Source organism: Burkholderia sp. MSMB1835 (genome assembly GCF_001526365.1).
In the GTDB taxonomy this organism is placed as follows: domain Bacteria; phylum Pseudomonadota; class Gammaproteobacteria; order Burkholderiales; family Burkholderiaceae; genus Burkholderia.
Window position 1 is genome coordinate 213,280 of sequence record NZ_LOYP01000004.1, and the last position, 18,552, is coordinate 231,831.

The window sequence follows — 18,552 nt, forward strand, 5'->3', positions numbered from 1 at the left end:
ACACGGAACCCCGCATGAATCCCGGAATTTCCTCGGCCGCCTCGACGGCGGCCCCCCGCGAACCGGCCTGGCGCGCGGTATTCGCGATGGCGCTCGGCGTGTTCGGGCTCGTCACGGCCGAATTCCTGCCGGCGAGCCTGCTGACGCCGATGGCCGAGAGCCTTGGCGTGACCGAAGGCGTGGCCGGACAGGCCGTCACGGCCACTGCCACGGTCGCGCTCGTCACGAGCCTGCTGATCTCGGCGCTCACGCGCACGATCGACCGGCGTCGCGTGCTGCTCGTGTTCTCGGTGCTGCTCGTCGCATCGAACCTCGCCGTGGCGTTCGCGCCGAACTTGGGCATGCTGCTGTTCGGCCGCGTCGTGCTCGGCGTCGCGCTCGGCGGCTTCTGGACGATGGCGACGGCCACCGCGATGCGGCTCGTGCCGACGGCGATGGTGCCGCGCGCGCTGTCGATCATCTTCAGCGGCGTGGCGGTCGCGACCATCGCGTCGGCGCCGATGGGCAGCTACTTCGGTCACCTGATCGGCTGGCGCAACGTGTTCCTGATCGCGGCCGTGCTGGGCGGCATCGCGTTCGTGTCGCAGATGATCACGCTGCCGTCGATGCCGCCGAGCGGCACCACGCGGCTGCGCACGCTGATCGACGTGCTGCGCCGGCCGACCGTCGGCCTCGGGATGTTCGCGACGATCCTCGTGTTCACCGGGCACTTCGCGTTCTTCACGTATCTGCGGCCGTTCCTCGAACAGGTGGCGGGCGTCGGCGTGAACGGGCTGTCGGCGATCCTGCTCGGCTACGGCATCGCGAACTTCGTCGGCACGTCGCTCGCGGGCCGCGTGCTCGAACACCGGCTGCGGCCGATGCTGATCGGCATGCCCGCGCTGATGGTCGTGCTCGGCGTCGCGCTCGTCGTGCTCGGCCGCGCGCCGATGATCGACGCGGTGCTCGTCGCGTTGTGGGGGATGGCGTTCGGCGGCGTGCCGGTCGCGTGGTCGACGTGGGTCACGCGCACCGTGCCCGACGAGGCCGAGAGCGCGGGCGGGCTGATCGTCGCGGCGGTCCAGCTCGCGATCGCGACGGGCGCGGCCGCCGGCGGCGTCGTGTTCGACGCGAATGGCGCGGCGGGCGTGTTCGTCGGTGCGGCCATCGTGCTGGCGGTGGCGGTCGCGACGATCGTGACCGGCGTGCCGAAGCGGGTTGGCGTGGCCGCGTCCTGACCGGCCGGCGATCCGGCGGCCGGCGGCCGGCGATCCGGCGATCCGGCGGCCCGGCGGCCCGGCGGCCCGGCGGCCCGGGGCGCGGGGCCCGCGTTGCACGGGGTGCCGGGCGATCGCCCGCGCGTCAGGCGGCGTCGACGCCCGCGATGCGGTCGAGTTCCGCGAGCGCGTCTGCCGACAGATCGACGTCGGCTGCCGCGAGATTCTCGTGCAGATGCGCGACCGACGACGTGCCGGGAATCAGCAGGACATTCGGCGCGCGGCGCAGCAGCCACGCAAGGGCGACCTGCATCGGCGTCGCGCCGGTACGGGCGGCGACGCCGGACAGCGTCGACGACTGCAGCGGCGAGAAGCCGCCGAGGGGAAAGTACGGCACGTAGGCGATGCCGTCGCGGGCAAGCGCGTCGATCAGCGCATCGTCGCCGCGATGCGCGATGTTGTAGTGGTTCTGCACGCAGACGATGTCGCAGATCCGCCGGCCTTCCGTGACCTGCGCGGGCGTGACGTTGCTCAGGCCGATGTGCCGGACGAGCCCGCGCCGCTGCAGCTCGGCGAGCGTGGCCAGCGGCGCTTCGATCGATCCTTCTGCCGGCCCGTGCGTGTCGAACATGATGCGCAGGTTGACGACGTCGAGCACGTCGAGTCCGAGGTTGCGCAGGTTGTCGTGCACGGCCCGTTCGAGTTCGTCGGGCGCGAACGCGGGCAGCCACGACGCATCGTCGCCGCGTCGCGCGCCGATCTTGGTGACGATCACGAGATCGTCGCGATACGGATGCAACGCGTCGCGAATCAGTTGGTTCGTGACGTGCGGGCCGTAGAAGTCGCTGGTGTCGAGATGGTCGACGCCGGACTCGACGGCTTCGCGCAAGACGCGCAATGCAGCATCGCGATCTTTCGGCGGGCCGAATACGCCGGGGCCTGCAAGCTGCATCGCGCCGTAGCCGATTCGTTTGACGTGGCGATCGCCGAGCTTGAAGGTGGCGGTGGGACGAATGTCGGGCATGACGGCGCTCCTGTCGATGGAATGAATGCGTTCAGCATAGGGACGAGTCGTCTGCGCGATAAGCCGGCATAATTCGCACGGGTTGTACGAAAAGGCGAACGATGCAAACCGATCTGGGCGATCTGAACGCGTTCATGGCCGTGGCACGCGCCGGCGGATTCCGCGACGCCGCACGCCTGACGGGCCTCAGCGCGTCGGGGCTGAGCGAGGCCGTGCGCCGGCTGGAAGCGCGGCTCGGCGTGCGGCTGCTGCACCGCACGACGCGCAGCGTCGTGCCCACCGAAGCCGGCGAGCGCCTGCTTGCGCGCCTCGGGCCCGCGCTGACCGAAGTGGCGGCGGCGCTCGACGATATCGACGAATTCCGGAACCGGCCCGCCGGCACGCTGAAGCTCAACGTGCCGGTCAGCGCATCGCGGCTCGTGTTGCCTGCGATCGTGCCGCGCTTTCTCGATGCGTATCCGGATATCCGGCTGGAAGTGATCGCCGACGAAAATTTCGTCGACGTGCTGGCGGCCGGATGCGACGCGGGCATCCGCTACGACGAACGGCTCGAACAGGACATGATCGCGGTGCCGATCGGCCCGCGCATCCAGCGCTTCGCGACCGCGGCGGCGCCCGGCTATCTCGCCCGGCACGGCCGGCCGCGGCATCCGCGCGATCTGCTCGACCATCGGTGCCTGCGCGGGCGCTTCGCCAGCGGCGCGATGCCGCCGTGGGAGTACGAGCGCGACGGCGAGGTCGTGCGGGTCGAGCCGGCCGTCGGCCCGCTGCTGGTGCAGATCGGCGGCGCGACGGAGCTGCTGGTCGATGCGGCGATCGCCGGTACCGGCATCCTGTATCTGTTCGAAGACTGGGTGCGCCCGCATTTCGACAGCGGCGCGCTCGAACCCGTGCTCGAACCGTGGTGGCGGCCGTTCTCAGGCCCCTTTTTGTATTATCCGGGGCGGCGTCTCGTGCCGCCGGCGCTGCGCGCGTTCATCGATTTCATCAAGGCCTCCTGAGCGTCGCCGGCGCGCCGGCGCGTGCGCGTCGAGCCACTGCCGGTGACGCGCGTCGGTCGCATCGTCGGCGGGAAACATGCATTCCATGCGAAATTCCTGCACGGCCGCGCGTTGCGGCGTGCCGACCGTCGTGACCAGCGAGAAGCCACGCAGCACGACGCGTTCGCGGATGAAGCCGATCGGGATGGCCGGCAGCGACGGCGCAGCGGCCGGCGCCGGCGGCGTGTTTCAGTCGCGCGGAAGCGGATACGCGCACATGATGTCTCCGGGCGACGGGCGCTGCCGGAATGGCGGCGTGCCCCCCGAAGCGTAGAAGCGGGCGTGTCGCGCGCCAATGACATGCGATGTCATTGTTCGACGCGCGGCGAACGCCCGCCGCTCCGTGAATCCGTCAGCCGCCCTGCCTGACCAGCGCCGCCAGCGCCTTCATCGCCTGCAGGTACGGATACGGCCCATGGCTGATGCGCGCGACGCCGTATTCGGCGAGCTCGGCGAGCGTCGGCGTTTCCGCGACGCGCATCACGTTTACCGGCAGCGGCGACGCGGCCGTCAGCGCGCGAATGAGCGCCGGCGAGCGCAAGCCCGGCACGAACAGGCCGTCGGCGCCGGCCGCCGCATACGCGCGGGCGCGCGCCAGCGTCGTGTCGAGCAATCGTTCGTCGTGCGTATCGGCGGCCGCGTTGAAGAACACGTCGGTACGCGCGTTGATGAAGTAGTCGGCGCCCGCGCGATCGGCTGCCTGCCGGGCTGCCGCGACACGGGCCGCCGCGGCGTCGACGTCGCGCAGCTCGCCCGTCGACGGCACGCTGTCTTCGAGATTGCAGCCGATCGCACCGGCCCGGATGCTCAGCGCGATCGTCTCGCCGACCTCCTCCGGCCGCTCGCCGTAGCCGCTCTCGAGATCGACGGTGACGGGCAGGTCCGTCGCGCGCACGATTCGCTCCAGCACTTCCATCATCAGTGCGCGCGGCATCTGCTCGCCGTCGACGAAACCGTTGGCGGCCGCGACGGACCAGCTGCCGGTGGCCAGCGCGACGGCGCCGGCATCGGCCACCGCGCGCGCACTGCCGGCGTCCCACACGTTGAACAGCGTCAGCGGTTGGCCCGCACGGTGAAGCGACCGGAAAGTCGCGCCTTTCTCGTTGTTGCCCATGCTCGTCTCCTCGTGGATACCGGATCGGTTGTCGTGCCGAGCGATATTGCCACCGAATCGGGCGGTGCGACGGCGGCCGGCAATGTCTGCTGACAGCGCGTGGCAGGAAGTGCGCGCGACCGCCGCGGCGCGCTTCGTGCGCCGGCTCAGTCGCGCGAACCCGGATCGATCGACAGCGTGCGCAACTGGCCGCGCAACTGGTCGACTTCGCCGGGCGCGAACGGCCGCTCGATCTCGGCATGCGTGCGCTGCCACAGCGGAAACGCTTCGGCCAGCAGGTCGTGCCCGGCCGGGGTCAGTTCGAGCAGGCGGCTGCGCCGGTCGTCCGGATCCTGCGCGATCGCGACGAGGCCGCGCCGCTCGAGCGGCTTGAGCGCCGCGGTGAGCGTGGTGCGGTCCATCGCGAGCAGCGACGCGACCGATTTCATCGGGGCCGGTTGCGGCCGGTTCAACGACATCAGCAGCGAAAACTGGCCGTTGGTGAGATCGAGCGGGCGCAGCACATCGTCGAAGATGCGCGCCAGATTGCGGGCCGCGCGCTGCATGTGCAGGCACAGGCAGCAATCGCGCACCATCAGCGTCGTTTCGAAGGGAAGCTTTTCTTTTCGTGCCATGTTGCAATTGTGTTGATATCAACCTATCTTGTCAAGGTCGAGGCGCGGCAATCCGCTGCGTCCGTCATCGGAGGAGAAGGCATGAGTGCGCAACAACAGGTGTATCTCGCCGTATTTCTCGGGAGCCAGGATAGCCCGGCGATGAAGGCATGGCTCGCGCTGCCCGAGGAAGAGCGGCGCACGCGCGAGCGCGACGGCATCGCCGCATGGCATGCGTGGGTCGAGCGCCATCGCGACGCGATCGTCGAGCTGGGCGGGCCGCTCGGCAAGACCAAGACCATCGACGCGGGCGGCATCCGCGACACGGTCAATGCGCTGACCGGCTTTACCGTCGTGAGGGCGGCGTCGCACGACGCAGCCGCCGCGCTGTTCGAAGGTCATCCGCATTTCACGCTGTTCCCGGGCGTGTCGGTCGACGTGATGCCGGTGCTGGCGATTCCCGGCGCGTGAGCGACGCGCGATGCCGGGCGCTGCGTGTCGCCCGGTTCGATGCGCGTGGCCCGGATACGGGCTTTTTTCCGACGTTCTGGATGGAGATTGGCGATGAAGCTTTACGGATTTGCCGGCACCCGCTCGCAACGGGCGCTGTGGGGGCTGAAGGAACTGGATGCGGATTTCGAATTCGTGTCGGTCAACCTGCTCGAGGGCGAGCACAAGCGGCCCGAATTCCTGCGCCTCAATCCGGCCGGCAAGGTGCCGGTGCTGGTGGACGGCGACCTCGTGATTCCCGAATCGGCCGCGATCGTGCTGTATCTCGCGGACAAATACCCGGAGAAGGCGCTGCTGCCCGTCGATCCGGTGCTGCGGGCGCAGGCCTATCGGTGGATCATGTTCGCGGTGACGGAGCTCGAGCAGCCGCTGTGGCGGATCACGCGGCATACGTTCCTCTATCCGCCGGAGAAGCGCTCGCCGGCCGATATCGAACTGGCGCGCGAGGATTTCGCCACGATGGCCGTCATTCTCGACAAGCATCTCGAGGGGCGCGAGTTCATCGTCGGCGATGCGCTGACGGTGGCCGATTGCGTGACGGCCTACCTGATCGACTGGGCGAACGAATGCCACCTGATCGAACCGTTCCCGCAATTGCGCGCGTATCTCGAACGGCTGTATGCGCGGCCGAAGGCGCCGCAGCGGATCGCGGAGGCGAGGCAGGCGGCGTGAAACGGGTGGCGGGTCATGCGCCGCGTCGGCATGACTCGCCGCGTTCGCTTACGTTCGCTTACGATCGCGACACCGTGTCAGGCCCGCCAAGCGCACGGCACAGCATCGCCAGATCGCGCAACGTGAGATGCGGCGTCGCCGGATGCCGCGGCGCCCGTTCTCCTTCGTCCCGAGGCTCGCGCACGACCCATGCGGCCTGAAGCCCCGCATTCAACGCGCCGACGATATCGAGGTGGAAATCGTCGCCGACATGCAGCAATTCGGCCGGACGGACGTCGAGCGCGGCCGCCGCCGCATGGAAGATCTCGGGTGCCGGCTTGGCGAAGCCGAAGGCACGCGCGCTGAGCGTCGTGCGGAAGAATTCGCCGCCGCCGGTCAGCCGCAGATCCGCGTTGCCGTTGGTGACCGCGATCAACGGAAAGCGGGCGCTCAACCACGCCAGCGCCGGCAGCGCGTCTTCGTAGAATTCGACGCGATTGCGCGCCGCGTAGAAGACGTCGTAAGCACGGTCGGTCAGCGAGACGTCTTCGTTCGCGCGTTCCAGCGCGAGCCGGATCGATCCGATTCTCATCGCGCGATAGTCGCCGGCGAGATCCGGGTATAAACGTTCGTATTCCTCACGTAGCGCACTGAGCGCCTGTTGCGTCGGCAGCACGCTCGCGGTATTGGGCGCATGCTCGATCAGCCATGCGCGAAGCGTCGCCTCGGCCCGGACGACGGACGGCCCGAACGGCCACAGGGTGTCGTCGAGGTCGAACGAGAGGGCGGAAACTTTGGCGAGACGCATGGCGGCGGAAAGCGGGAAGTCGTTTTACCAGGGCCACGGAACGGAGGTTCCGGTGCCGTGGTCGAGGGCGTGCCGATACAGCAAGCGCGCGACGGTCAGGTCCTGAAGCGCGAGCCCGGTCATGTCGAAGACGGTGATCTCGTGCGCGGCACGGTCGACCGATGTCGCACCCGAGAGGATGTCACCGATCTCCGTGCGCGGCAAATTGGGCGCCCACTGGCACTCGCCGATGCTGCGCGCCTGGTCGTGATCGTCCACGACGATGCGCGCGCGTTCGAGCACGCCTGGCGGAAGCTCGCGCTTGCCCACGGTATCGGCGCCCACGCAGGTCAGGTGGGTGCCCGGCTGAACCGCATCCGCGTCGAACAACGCGCCGCCGCCGGGCGTGGCCGTGATCACCACGTCGCTATGGGCGACCGCCTCGTTCCGGTCGCGGGCGACGCCGATCTCGCACCGTTCGACGAAGTGCGATTCGAACGCCGGATCCGGCTCGCCGCCGACGTTCACGTACTGCACCGTGCACCGCTGCGGCAGCAGCTTGAGCGCGTAGTCGAGCTGCACGCGCGCCTGCACGCCGGTGCCGAACACGCACAACCGCGTGCTGTCGCGGCGTGCGAGCAGTTGCAGCCCGAGGCCGCCCGCGGCACCGGTCCGCGCGGTGGTGATCGCGTTGCCGTCCATGATGCACAGCGGCCTGCCCGTCGCGGGATCGAACAGCGCGACGGTGGCCTGATGCGGCTCGCCGCCGCGTGCCCGGTTGCCCGGCCAGAATCCGGCGGCCTTGAAGCCGAGCAGATCCTGACCGGCGACGTCGCCCGACTTGATGCCGAACACGCCGCCGGTATGCAGCTTCTCGCGCACCACCGGGAATACGCGTCCGGCCCGTTGACTGTGCAGCACGAAGGCTTCGCGGACGGCCGCCATCACTTGCCCGGCCTGCAGGGCGGGCTCGACGGCATCGCGGTCGAGGAGAAGGAGGCGGGCGTCGGTCGGCATGATGGGGGCCTGTTCGGCACGAGACGAATCGAGAATTTTTAAATTTTGTCCAGAACTGGACGAACAGTCAATGCCGGATGACACGGCACGGACGCCGGACTTCGCTCACCAGCCGTAGAAGCGCGGCCACGTCTGCGCGTCGCCGTCGTCGCCGATGGCCTGGTATTCGGGATGTTGCGCGCCGGTGGCGCACGCGTGATTGGGCAGGATGCGCAGGCGCGTGCCGATCGGAAACCGCTGCGCGATACCCGTATCCGGCGCGCCCGCGCGCGACACGATCCCGTGTTCCTGGTTGGCGGCGCTCATCAGGTAGTCGCCGAGCACGTCGCCGGCTTCGGCGCAGATCTGCCCGTAGCCGAAATCGCGCGCCTGGCGCTGCGTGCCGCGGTCGCGGCTCATCGCCATCCAGCCCGCGTCGACGATCGCCCAGCCTTTCTCTTCCTGATGGCCGATGACGGTCGTCAGCACCGACAGCGCGATGTCGGACAGTGCGCACACGCCGATGTTGTGCATCACGAGGTCGAACATCACGTACACGCCGGCGCGCACTTCGGTCACGCCGTCGAGCCGTTGCGCCGCCAGCGCGGTGGGCGTCGATCCGATACTCACGACCGGGCACGGCAAGCCGGCGGCCCTCAGGCGCTCCGCGGCCCGCACGGTGCGGCTGCGCTCCTGTTCGGCGAGCGCGACCAGCGCCTCGTGCGTGTCGTATTCGTAGCTGGAGCCCGCGTGGGCCAGCACGCCGCCGAGCAGCATGCCGCCGTCGGTCAGCGCGCGGCCGACGTCGATCAGCCGGTCGGATTCGGGCGGGATGCCCGAGCGGTGGCCGTCGACGTCGACCTCGATCCACACGTCGAAACGTTCGCCGTGCTCGCGCCCGAAGGCGGCGATCGCATGCGCGGCCGGCAGGCTGTCGGCGACGATCTTCAGGTCGCAGCCCTGCCGGCGCAGCGCGAGCGCCTGGCCGAGCCTGGCGGGCACCATGCCGACCGCATAGACGATGTCGCGGATGCCGTCGGCGAAGAACTGTTCGGCCTCCTTGAGCGTCGACACAGTGATGCCCTGCGCGCCCGCCGCGATCTGTGCGTCGACGACGTGCCGGCATTTGGTGGTCTTGACGTGCGGCCGGAACCGGACGCCGAGTGCGTCGAGATGCGCCTGCATGCGCGCGATGTTGCGACGCATGCGGCCGACATCGATCAATGCGGCCGGGGTGTTAAGCATGTGAAGGTCCACGGTGGGTCCGATTGCGAGGTTGCCGAGGCGCTCACTGTAGGGCAGTTGGCCCGCATCGTGCTTAACGCAGGACTAATCTGCCATTAAGCCGGATTTAATGGGCCGAATCTCGCGGACCGCGCCCCGGCTCACGCCTTGCCGCGCCACGGCGGCGGATCGAGAAACCGTCGCGCGGCGTCGAGAAACACGCGCTGCCGCGCGGAGCGGCCGGTACGCGACGGCAACAGCGCCGTCACCGGCGCGGGCGGCAGGCGCCAGCCGGGCAGCAGCCGGACGAGCTTGCCGTTCGCGAGCAGCGGCGCGACGTCCCACTCGGAGCGCTCGACGATGCCGAGCCCGGCGAGCGCCCATTCGGTGATGACGGTGCCGTCGTTGGACGACAGCGCGCCGGTGACGCGGATGACGGCGGACCGTCGCGATTCGCCCTTGACGCCGCTGCCGGGCGAGAAGCGCCAGCGCGGGATGTCTTCGTCGTTCTCGCGCAGGCACAGGCAGTCGTATCGTGCCAGGTCGGACGGATGGTTCAGGTCCTCGATGCGGCGCGCATACGCGGGGCTCGCACACAGGAAGCGCTCGTTGGGCGCGAGCGGATAGCCGATCCACGACGACGACTTGAGGCTGCCTACATGGACGACCACGTCGGCCCCCGCCGCGCTGGTCAACGGGCTTTCCGACAGGTGGAGCGAGATGTCGAGTTTCGGATGCGCACGGTGCAGGTCGCGCACGATCCGGGCGACGTACTTGCGGCCGAAGCCGAGCGGGGCGACGACGCGCAGCGTGCCCTGCACGTCGCCGTGGTCGCCCGCGATGCCGACCGGCAGCGCCTCCACGCGCTCGAGAATGCCGACGGCTTCCTGGTACAGCCGCTGCCCTTCGTCGGTCAGCGCGATGCCTTTCGGCTGCCGCACGGCGAGCCTGGCGGACAGGCGCGCCTCCATCCGCTGCAGGCGGATCGTGACCGCGGGCGGCGTGAGATCAAGCAGCCGGGCGGCGGCGGCCAGCGAGCGCGACGTGCCGATCGCGCGGACGAGTCGAAGGTCGTCGAGGTCGAGCATTTCATGGCTCTTGATGCGGATGATGGCGAGCATTAAACCGCACATCGCACGGCGAAGCCATCGACGTGGCACGGGGCGGCGCCGACGAGGATGGCGGGAACGCGTCACGGCCAGCCCGTGGTGGCTCAACGCGCGCGAAACGCGGCGGATCTCGCTGGAGGAGTGCAGTGCGGGCGGACGCGCAGCCGGCGGTGGACGTCGCGCCGCGCGCGGCGTGACGCCCGCTGCTTCTCGCCTACGCGTCCAGCCCGAAAATCAGCGACCGGTGTGCGCCCACGCCGGCTACCACGCCCGATGCCGATGCGAACGTCGCATTGGTCATCAGGCTCGATGCGTCGCCGGCCGCATACACGCCGGCGACGCTCGTCTGCTTCCACGTATCGACGCGAATCGCGGGGCCGAGCGGCCCTTCGTCGAATGCGCAGCCGAGCTGCTGCGCAAGGTCGCTCGCCATGGTCGTGCGCGCGCCGATGAACAGCGCGTCGATCGGCACGACCTGACCGTCGGCGAGCCGCAGCGCGTCGATACGCGGCGCATCGCCGAGGATCTCGACGACCGGCGAGCGCTCGATGCGCACGCCGCGCGCAGCGAGCAACGCGGCTTCTTCTTCGTTCGCTTCGACCACGCCCTGCGTGAACCATGTCGTCGGGCCCCAGTCCGGGATCAGGATCGCCTGATGGACCGACAGCGGATGCGTGGCGAGCACGCCGAGCCGCTGGCCGCCGACCTCGTACCCGTGGCAGTACGGGCAGTGCAGCACGCTGATGCCCCAGCGTTCGGCGAGCCCGGCCAGCGCCGGCAGTTCGTCGCGGATGCCGGTCGCGAGAATCAGCCGATCGGCGCTCGCGTGGCGGCCGTCGGCCAGCGTCACGTCGAAGCGCCCGTCCGCGCTGCGTTCGGCGGTGCGGACCTCGCCGTCGATGCGCTGCACGGTCGGATACGCGGCGAGCTGTGCGCTTGCTTCGGCGACGATCTGCGCGGGCGGCTTGCCGTCCTGCCCGAAGAAGCCATGCGCGTGTTCGGCAAAGCGGTTGCGCGGGCGGCCGGCGTCGATCACGAGCACGCGGCGGCGTGCCCGCGCCAGTTGCATCGCGGCCGACAACCCGGCAAAGCTGCCGCCGATCACGATCACTTCATGATGGGAATGCATGCATCGACTCCTTTCTGAACCTGCGTGAATGACCACGTGCTCCGCTGGCGGACAACTCATGAAACACGTGAAGTTGCATGATAGGGCGATGGTATCATTCATGCAACTTCAGAAGTTTCGAGAAAGGGGGCCGCCCGTGAGAACCGACAGCCGTTTGTCGCGCATGCTGCATGCGCTGATCCACATGGACCAGGCCGACGGCCCGCTGACGTCGGAGACGATCGCGACGATGCTGTGCACGAACCCGGTCGTCGTGCGGCGCCTGCTCGGCGGGCTGCGCGATTGCGGGTACGTGCAGTCGGAGAAGGGGCACGGCGGCGGCTGGGCGCTGAGCGTCGCGCTCGACGACATCACGCTGCTCGACGTCTATCGCGCGGTGGGCGAGCCGCCGCTGTTTTCCGACCTGGTGTCCGAGGATGCGCCCGAGTGCCTGGTCGAGCAGGCCGTCAACGCGCATCTGACGGCGACGCTGAAGGAGGCCGAAGCCTCGCTGCTCGCGCGCTTCGGCGAAGTCACGCTCGGCATGCTGTCGCGCGATTTCGAAGCGAAGGCGGCCCGGCGGCGCAAGCCGCGCTGACGCGTCGCAGCATCGCGCTCGGGGCGCACCCGACTGGCGATCCGGCGCGGCCGAAACCGCCGCGCCGCGGTGTTCTGTCCCCCGACTTCTGCCCGGTTCGCCCGCCACAGGGCAAAATACGGGTTTTCCGCACCCGCGAGGGCGCGTTCGAATCACGCGCCGGGCGGCGGCCGTGCGCATTCCGCACGTTGCCGCCGGGCGCCCAGGCAAGATCGCTCGCCGTGCTGCGAGCCCACAGGAGTCCAGACCCCATGCCCGAATCCAACCTGTCCTTCTTCGGCCGGCTGTCGCTGGCCGTCGGCACGTTCTTCTCCGTGCTCGGCAACCGCGAGTTCGCGGCCGAAGTGCTGCGCGTGCGCGACGGCGTCCCGGCGGCGGCGCCGGTTGCCCCGGCCCCGGCAGCACCGGCACCCGCTGCTGCGCCGGCACCGGCCGCGGCGCCCGTGAAGGCGCCGGCCCCCGAGCTGCGCGAAGCGAGCCCGCAGGCCGCCCTGCAACTGCTCGGCCTGCTGCAACGCGATGCGCGCTTCATCGATTTCGTCGAGGAAGACATCGCCGGCTACGCGGACGCCGACATCGGCGCCGCCGCGCGCCTCGTGCACGACGGCTGCCGCGCCGCGCTGCGCGAACACTTCACGATCGTGCCGGTGCGCGACGAAGCCGAAGGCAGCCGCGTGACGCTGCCGGCCGGCTTCGACGCGACGGCCGTGCGCGTGACGGGTAACGTGGTCGGCGCCGCGCCGTTCACCGGCACCGTTAGCCATCGCGGCTGGCGCGTGTCCGACGTGCGCCTGCCGAAGCTGACGGGCAGCCACGACGCCTCGGTGATCGCGCCGGCGGAGGTGGAACTGTGAGCGATCCGCGCTATTCGATCGGCATCGACCTCGGGACGACCCATTGCGCGCTGTCGTACGTCGACAGCAGCACGAGCGACGGCGAAAAGATCGTGCAGCAGGTGCTGCCGATCGCGCAGCTCACCGCGCCCGGCGCGCTGGAATCGCGCGACCTGCTGCCGTCGTTCCTCTATCTTCCGCATGAAAGCGAGCTGACGCAGGGCGACCTGACGCTGCCGTGGACGGCTTCGCGTGCGTTCGCGGTCGGCGAAATGGCGCGCACGCGCGGCGCCGGCACGCCGATCCGCCTCGTGTCCAGCGCGAAGAGCTGGCTCTGCCACCCGGGCGTCGACCGTCGCGCGGCGATCCTGCCGAGCGACGCGCCGCCGGAAGTGGCGCGCGTGTCGCCGCTGGAAAGCTCGATTCGCTACCTGACGCACCTGCGCGAGGCGTGGGACCACGCGCATCCCGACGCGCCGTTCGCCGACCAGGACGTGACGGTCACGATCCCCGCATCGTTCGATCCGGCCGCGCGCGAACTGACGGCGGAAGCCGCGCGGGCCGCCGGCTACTCGCGGATGACGCTGCTGGAAGAGCCGCAAGCGGCGCTCTACAGCTGGATCCAGAAGAGCGAGGGCGGCTGGCGCAAGCAGGTGCAGGTCGGCGACCTGATTCTGTGCGTCGACGTCGGCGGCGGCACGACCGACCTGTCGCTGATCGCGGTGGTCGAGCGCGACGGCAACCTCGAACTGCATCGCGTGGCCGTCGGCGAGCACATCCTGCTCGGCGGCGACAACATGGATCTCGCGCTCGCGCACGTAGTCGCGCGCAAGCTCGCGCAGCAGGGCACGCAGGCCGATCCGTGGCAACTGCGCGCGCTGACCTACGCGTGCCGCTCGGCCAAGGAAACGCTGCTGTCCGACCCGACCACCGATGCGGTGCCGCTCGTCGTGCCGAGCCGCGGCTCGAAGCTGATCGGCGGCTCGGTCCGCACCGAGCTGACGCGCGCGGAACTCACGCAGACGATCCTCGAAGGTTTCTTCCCGCAAGTCGATGCCGCCGCGCGCCCGGTGAGCCGCGCGCGCGTCGGCCTGACGCAGCTCGGTCTGCCGTATGCGCAGGACGCCGGCATCACGCGCCATCTCGCGGCGTTCCTCGGCCGCCAGGTCGCGGCGCTCGACACGCTCGAAGGCGTGCAGCGCACGCTGCCGCCCGGCGCGACGTTCCTGCATCCGACTGCCGTGCTGTTCAACGGCGGCGTGTTCAAGTCGACACTGCTCACGCAGCGCGTGCTCGACACGCTCAACGGCTGGCTCGCCGCCGAAGGCGCGCCGCCCGCGCGCCTGCTCGAAGGCGCCGATCTCGATCTCGCGGTCGCGCGCGGCGCGGCGTATTACGGCTACGTGAAGCGCGGCCGTGGCGTGCGCATTCGCGGCGGCACGGCGCGCGCGTACTACGTCGCGATCGAATCGGCGATGCCCGCGGTGCCGGGGCTCGAGCCGCCGGTGCAGGCGCTGTGCGTCGCGCCGTTCGGGATGGAGGAAGGCTCGGACGCGGCGCTGCCGCCGCAGGAGTTCGGCCTCGTCGTCGGCGAACCGGTGCAGTTCCGCTTCTTCGGTTCGTCGGTGCGCCGTCAGGATCAGGTCGGCACGCTGCTCGACTACTGGTCGCCGGAAGAGCTGCAGGAACTCGAAGAAATCCAGGCGACGCTGCCCGCCGAAGGGCGTACGGTCGGCGAAGTCGTGCCGGTGAAGCTGCATGCGCGCGTGACCGAAGCCGGCACGCTCGAACTCGAGGCGATCCCGAGCGGCACGAACGAGCGCTGGAAGGTCGAGTTCGACGTGCGCGGCGCCGCCTGAGCACGATGAAGCGTTATACGGTCGGCATCGACCTCGGTACGAGCAACACCGTCGTCGCATACGTCGAGGTCGGTTCCGACGCGATCCGCGTGTTCGACGTCGAGCAACTGGTCGGGCCGGGCGCCGTGGCCGCGCAGCCGCTGTTGCCGTCGGTGCGCTATCACCCGGCGGCGGGCGAGTTGCCGCCGGACGCGCTGCGCTTGCCGTGGCAGGCGGCCGGCGCGCGCGGCGCGCTCGCGCCTTCGGGCGGCGGCCGTGACGGCGGCTCGGCCGGTCGTCACGGCGGTGCGGACGATGCGCCGCCGGCCGTGATCGGCCGCTACGCGCGCACGCTCGGCGCGCAGGTGCCGGGCCGGCTCGTGTCGAGCGCGAAGAGCTGGCTGTCGCACGCGGCGGTCGACCGGCTCGCGGCGATCCTGCCGTGGGGCGCGGCCGACGGCGTCGACAAGGTGTCGCCGGTCGATGCGAGCGCAAGCTATCTCGCGCACGTGCGCGACGCGTGGGACGCGCACTTTCCCGATGCGCCGCTCGCGAAGCAGGACGTGATCCTGACGGTGCCCGCGTCGTTCGACGACGGCGCGCGCGCGTTGACCGTCGAGGCTGCGCGACGCGCGAAGCTGCCGGCGCTGCGATTGCTGGAAGAGCCGCAGGCCGCGTTCTACGACTGGCTGTACGGCCAGCGCGACACGCTGCGCGACACCTTCGCCACCGCGCGGCGCGTGCTGATCTGCGACGTCGGCGGCGGCACGACCGACCTCACGCTCGTCGACGTCGCGCCGGGCGACGATGGCGAGCCGACCTTCACGCGCGTCGGCGTCGGCAATCACCTGATGCTCGGCGGCGACAACATGGACCTCGCGCTCGCGCGCCTGATCGAGACGCGGCTGACCGAGCCCGGTACGCGACTGTCGGCCGCGAGCCTGTCGCAGCTCGTCGAGCGCTGCCGCGCGGCGAAGGAGCGGCTGCTCGGCGACGACGCGCCGGCGTCCGTCACCGTCACGCTGCTCGGCGCGGGCAGCAAGCTCGTCGGCGGCGCGCGCTCGGCCGAGCTGACGCGCGACGAAGTCGAACGGATCGTCGTCGACGGTTTCTTTCCGCAGGTCGATGCCGGCGAGCTGCCGCGCCGTGCGCGCGCGGCGATCGTCGAATTCGGCTTGCCGTATGCGAGCGACGCGGCCGTCACGCGCCACGTCGCCGCATTCCTGACGCGTCATGCGGAAGGCCCGCTGCCGGACACGCTGCTGCTCAACGGCGGCGTGTTCCGCGCGGGCGCGCTCGCCGGCCGTCTCGCGCAGACGCTCGGCGCGTGGCGCGGCGCGCCGCTCGACGTACTGCACAACGCGCATCCCGACGTGGCCGTCGCGCGCGGCGCGGTGGCCTACGGGCTCGCGCGTGCCGGGCATGCGCCGCGCATCGGCGGCGGCTCCGCGCGCAGCTATTTCCTCGTGCTCGACGATGGCGCGGACGATGCGGCCGCACGCGGCGTCTGCCTGCTGCCGCGCGGCGCGGAAGAGGGCCGCGAGATCCGGCTCGACGATCGCACGTTCGCGCTGCAGCTCGGGCAGCCGGTGCGTTTTCACCTCGTGTCGACGGTGGCCGACACGCAATATCGACCGGGCGATCTCGTCGATCTCGACGGCGGCGATTTCGTGCGGCTGCCGCCGATCGCGACGGTCGTCGATGCGAAGGCGGGCAGCGACGCGCGCGCAACGCCGGTGAAGCTCACCGCGTCGCTGACCGAGGTCGGCACGCTCGAAATGCATTGCATCGCGACCGACGACGCGACGCGCCGCTGGCGGCTCGAATTCCAGTTGCGCGGCGATGCGCCGGTTCACGGCGACGATGCCGCGGTCACGCGGCATCCGCGTCTCGACCAGGCGATCGCGTTGATCGAGCGCTCGTTCGGCAGCAAGGCCGCGGGCGTGACGCCGAAGGACACGCGCCGGTTGCGCGCGCAACTCGAACAGGTGCTCGGCGCGCGCGAAGACTGGGACGTCGCGCTCGCACGCGAACTGTTCGACGCTTTGCTCGCGCGGGCGCGGCGGCGGCGTCGCTCGGCCGATCACGAGCGCGCCTGGCTGAATCTTGCCGGGTATTGCCTGCGTCCGGGTTTCGGCCATCCGCTCGACGCGTGGCGTATCGAGCAGCTGTGGCCGTTGTTCGACGACGGCATTCAATACGTGACCGACGCCCAGGTGTGGTCCGAGTGGTGGACGCTGTGGCGGCGCGTGGCCGGCGGCCTCGACGATGCTGCGCAGACGCAGGTGCGCGACGCGATCGCGTTCCTCGAACCGTGCGACGACAAGCGGCGCAAGCTGCCGTTCGATCCGGCCAAGGTCGGGCCGGCCGACATGACGCGGCTGTCCGCGTCGCTCGAACGGCTGCCCGTCGAGCGCAAGGTCGAGCTTGCCGAGCGCCTGATCGTGCAATTGCAGAAGCCGGCCGAACGTGCGTTGTGTGCGTGGGCGCTCGGGCGGATCGGTGCGCGTCGGCCGTTCTACGGCAGCGCGCACGGCGTCGTGCCGCCGGAAATCGTCATCGGCTGGCTCGATGCGCTGTTCGCGCTCGACTGGAAGCAGGTCGAGCCCGCGGCGTTCGCGGCGGCACAGATCGCGCGGATGACGGGCGACCGCTCGCGCGACCTGCCGGACGACACGCGCGAGGCCGTCATCAAGCGCCTGGCGGCCGCGAATGCATCGGCGGCGTGGATCGACATGGTTCGTGAAGCGATCGCGTTCGACGAAGCCGACACGGTGCGCGTATTCGGCGAGACGCTGCCGGCAGGGTTGAAGCTGTTGGCCGATTGAAAGCGCGACAGGGTGCTTCGATCTTGTTCGGAGACCGAAGCATCACGTCGAGCGTCAAGCGCCAACCGCGGCGCGATGCCGGAGCCTCGCTTCGTTCAGGCGTGCGACACCGCATCGTGCCGCTTTTCCGCCGGTTCGACTGCGACGCCGTCACGCGCCGCTGTCGAACGCCGCGCCAGATGAATCCCCGCGAGCATGCAGCGCACCGACCCGCCGGCCAGTTCGATCGTCGGCACGTCGAGCGGCAGCAATCGCGCGGAGCGCTCGATCGTCGCACGCTGCGCCGGCGCGAGGCAATCGTATGCGCGCCGCGACAATGCGAGCACGCGGCCATCCTTCCCCGACAATTCCAGCGTATTGCCCGCGAAATTCGCGATCTGCGCGTGATCGAGCGCGATCACCGCGCGCCCCGTTTCGGTCAGGCGTTGCGCGATCTCGCCGCGGCGGCGGCTGTCGGCGATCAGGTCGAGGCCGACCATCGCGAACTCGGTGGCGATGCTCATCATCACGTTCGTGTGATAGATCGGCTTGCCGTTCGCATCGGCCGTGTCGAAGCAGATCGGCTCGAAGTTGAAATTCGTGCAGAAGCGTTCGAGCGCGACCGGATCGGCACGGCGCGAGCGCGCGGCGTACGCGATCCGCGCGACGTGGTCGAGCACCATCGCGCCGGTGCCTTCCAGGAACACGTCGTCGTATTCGAGGCCCGAGTAGTCGATCACGTCCTGCACGCGATACTCGGCCTTCAGCATCTCGATCACGTCCGCACGCCGCTCGCGGCGGCGGTTCGGGCTGTGCATCGGATACAGCGCGACATGGCCGCCCGGGTGCGTCGAGAACCAGTTGTTCGGGAACACGGAGTCGGGCGTGTCGCGCTCGCCGTGGTCGTCGAACACGTGCACGCGCACACCCGCATCGGCGAGCGTGCGCGCGGCGGCCGTGACTTCGTCGCGCGCGGCGGCCGACACCGCCGGCGCGTCGCCCGCGCCGCCGCCGGCCGTGCGCTGGAACGCGTTGTCGGCCGCGGTCTGCGGGTTCGGCAGGAAGCGGTGCGGCCGGATCATCACGACGGCGGACGGCGCCTGGATCGATACGAGATTCATGAA

General features: G+C 70.1%; 17 protein-coding genes. 8 read left to right on the forward strand and 9 right to left on the reverse strand.

Going from position 1 to position 18,552, the window contains the following annotated elements; translation table 11 throughout:
* The first annotated feature begins 14 nt into the window (after positions 1-14).
* Positions 15-1,217 carry an MFS transporter gene (locus tag WS96_RS02675; protein ID WP_034205484.1) on the forward strand — a complete coding sequence of 401 codons (1,203 nt, stop codon included), beginning with the start codon at positions 15-17 and terminating at the stop codon, positions 1,215-1,217.
* Positions 1,218-1,341: 124 nt separating this feature from the next.
* On the opposite strand, the gene WS96_RS02680 is transcribed toward WS96_RS02675, so the two are convergent.
* Entirely contained in the window at positions 1,342-2,220 is an 879-nt protein-coding gene (locus WS96_RS02680; RefSeq protein ID WP_059830430.1) for an aldo/keto reductase family oxidoreductase, read from the reverse strand.
* A 101-nt stretch (positions 2,221-2,321) separates the two neighbouring features.
* Between WS96_RS02680 and WS96_RS02685 the strand changes: the two genes are divergently transcribed.
* Complete coding sequence (locus WS96_RS02685) at positions 2,322-3,221, forward strand: LysR family transcriptional regulator (protein ID WP_059830432.1); 900 nt, start codon at positions 2,322-2,324, stop codon at positions 3,219-3,221.
* Between the two features lie 391 nt (positions 3,222-3,612).
* Here WS96_RS02685 and WS96_RS02695 read toward each other — a convergent pair whose 3' ends face one another.
* Together WS96_RS02695 and WS96_RS02700 are read right to left on the reverse strand one after the other, a co-directional pair.
* Positions 3,613-4,374 carry an isocitrate lyase/PEP mutase family protein gene (locus WS96_RS02695; RefSeq protein WP_059830435.1) on the reverse strand — a complete coding sequence of 254 codons (762 nt, stop codon included), beginning with the start codon at positions 4,372-4,374 and terminating at the stop codon, positions 3,613-3,615.
* Between the two features lie 146 nt (positions 4,375-4,520).
* Positions 4,521-4,988, reverse strand: a complete 468-nt coding sequence (locus WS96_RS02700) for a MarR family winged helix-turn-helix transcriptional regulator (RefSeq protein ID WP_059830437.1) — start codon at positions 4,986-4,988, stop codon at positions 4,521-4,523.
* Positions 4,989-5,069: 81 nt separating this feature from the next.
* Here WS96_RS02700 and WS96_RS02705 point away from each other — a divergent pair, with 81 nt between their 5' ends.
* Both WS96_RS02705 and WS96_RS02710 read left to right on the forward strand, forming a co-directional pair.
* Entirely contained in the window at positions 5,070-5,438 is a 369-nt protein-coding gene (locus WS96_RS02705) for a hypothetical protein (protein ID WP_034205479.1), read from the forward strand.
* Between the two features lie 93 nt (positions 5,439-5,531).
* On the forward strand, positions 5,532-6,149 hold the full coding sequence (locus WS96_RS02710) for a glutathione S-transferase family protein (protein ID WP_059827990.1): 618 nt from the start codon (positions 5,532-5,534) through the stop codon (positions 6,147-6,149).
* A 58-nt stretch (positions 6,150-6,207) separates the two neighbouring features.
* On the opposite strand, the gene WS96_RS02715 is transcribed toward WS96_RS02710, so the two are convergent.
* From WS96_RS02715 to WS96_RS02735, 5 genes are all read right to left on the reverse strand, one after another.
* Positions 6,208-6,936: an HAD family hydrolase gene (locus WS96_RS02715; protein WP_059830439.1), complete on the reverse strand. Its 729-nt coding sequence runs from the start codon at positions 6,934-6,936 to the stop codon at positions 6,208-6,210.
* Between the two features lie 24 nt (positions 6,937-6,960).
* Positions 6,961-7,932, reverse strand: a complete 972-nt coding sequence (locus tag WS96_RS02720; RefSeq protein ID WP_059830441.1) for an ornithine cyclodeaminase family protein — start codon at positions 7,930-7,932, stop codon at positions 6,961-6,963.
* Between the two features lie 105 nt (positions 7,933-8,037).
* Positions 8,038-9,168 (reverse strand): DSD1 family PLP-dependent enzyme, encoded by a 1,131-nt coding sequence (locus tag WS96_RS02725; RefSeq protein WP_059830442.1) that lies wholly within the window; start codon positions 9,166-9,168, stop codon positions 8,038-8,040.
* A 128-nt stretch (positions 9,169-9,296) separates the two neighbouring features.
* Entirely contained in the window at positions 9,297-10,256 is a 960-nt protein-coding gene (locus WS96_RS02730; RefSeq protein ID WP_059830444.1) for a LysR substrate-binding domain-containing protein, read from the reverse strand.
* Between the two features lie 202 nt (positions 10,257-10,458).
* Entirely contained in the window at positions 10,459-11,373 is a 915-nt protein-coding gene (locus WS96_RS02735) for an NAD(P)/FAD-dependent oxidoreductase (protein WP_059830446.1), read from the reverse strand.
* 136 nt (positions 11,374-11,509) lie between these two features.
* Here WS96_RS02735 and WS96_RS02740 point away from each other — a divergent pair, with 136 nt between their 5' ends.
* The 4 genes from WS96_RS02740 (at position 11,510) to WS96_RS02755 (ending at position 17,449) form a co-directional block, all read left to right on the forward strand.
* Positions 11,510-11,950: an RrF2 family transcriptional regulator gene (locus WS96_RS02740; protein WP_059830448.1), complete on the forward strand. Its 441-nt coding sequence runs from the start codon at positions 11,510-11,512 to the stop codon at positions 11,948-11,950.
* A 251-nt stretch (positions 11,951-12,201) separates the two neighbouring features.
* Complete coding sequence (locus tag WS96_RS02745; RefSeq protein ID WP_059830449.1) at positions 12,202-12,804, forward strand: DUF2760 domain-containing protein; 603 nt, start codon at positions 12,202-12,204, stop codon at positions 12,802-12,804.
* Positions 12,801-14,642: an Hsp70 family protein gene (locus tag WS96_RS02750; protein ID WP_059830451.1), complete on the forward strand. Its 1,842-nt coding sequence runs from the start codon at positions 12,801-12,803 to the stop codon at positions 14,640-14,642. The genes WS96_RS02745 and WS96_RS02750 overlap by 4 nt, the downstream gene beginning before the upstream one ends.
* Before the next feature lie 5 nt (positions 14,643-14,647).
* The gene (locus WS96_RS02755; protein ID WP_059830453.1) at positions 14,648-17,449 is read left to right on the forward strand and encodes an Hsp70 family protein; all 2,802 of its coding nucleotides are present in this window, start codon (positions 14,648-14,650) and stop codon (positions 17,447-17,449) included.
* 95 nt (positions 17,450-17,544) lie between these two features.
* Here the strand turns inward: WS96_RS02755 and ctlX are convergent, their stop codons facing one another.
* A complete protein-coding gene (gene ctlX, locus WS96_RS02760; protein WP_059830456.1) occupies positions 17,545-18,549 on the reverse strand; it encodes a citrulline utilization hydrolase CtlX in 1,005 nt (334 codons plus the stop codon).
* Positions 18,550-18,552 lie beyond the last annotated feature (3 nt).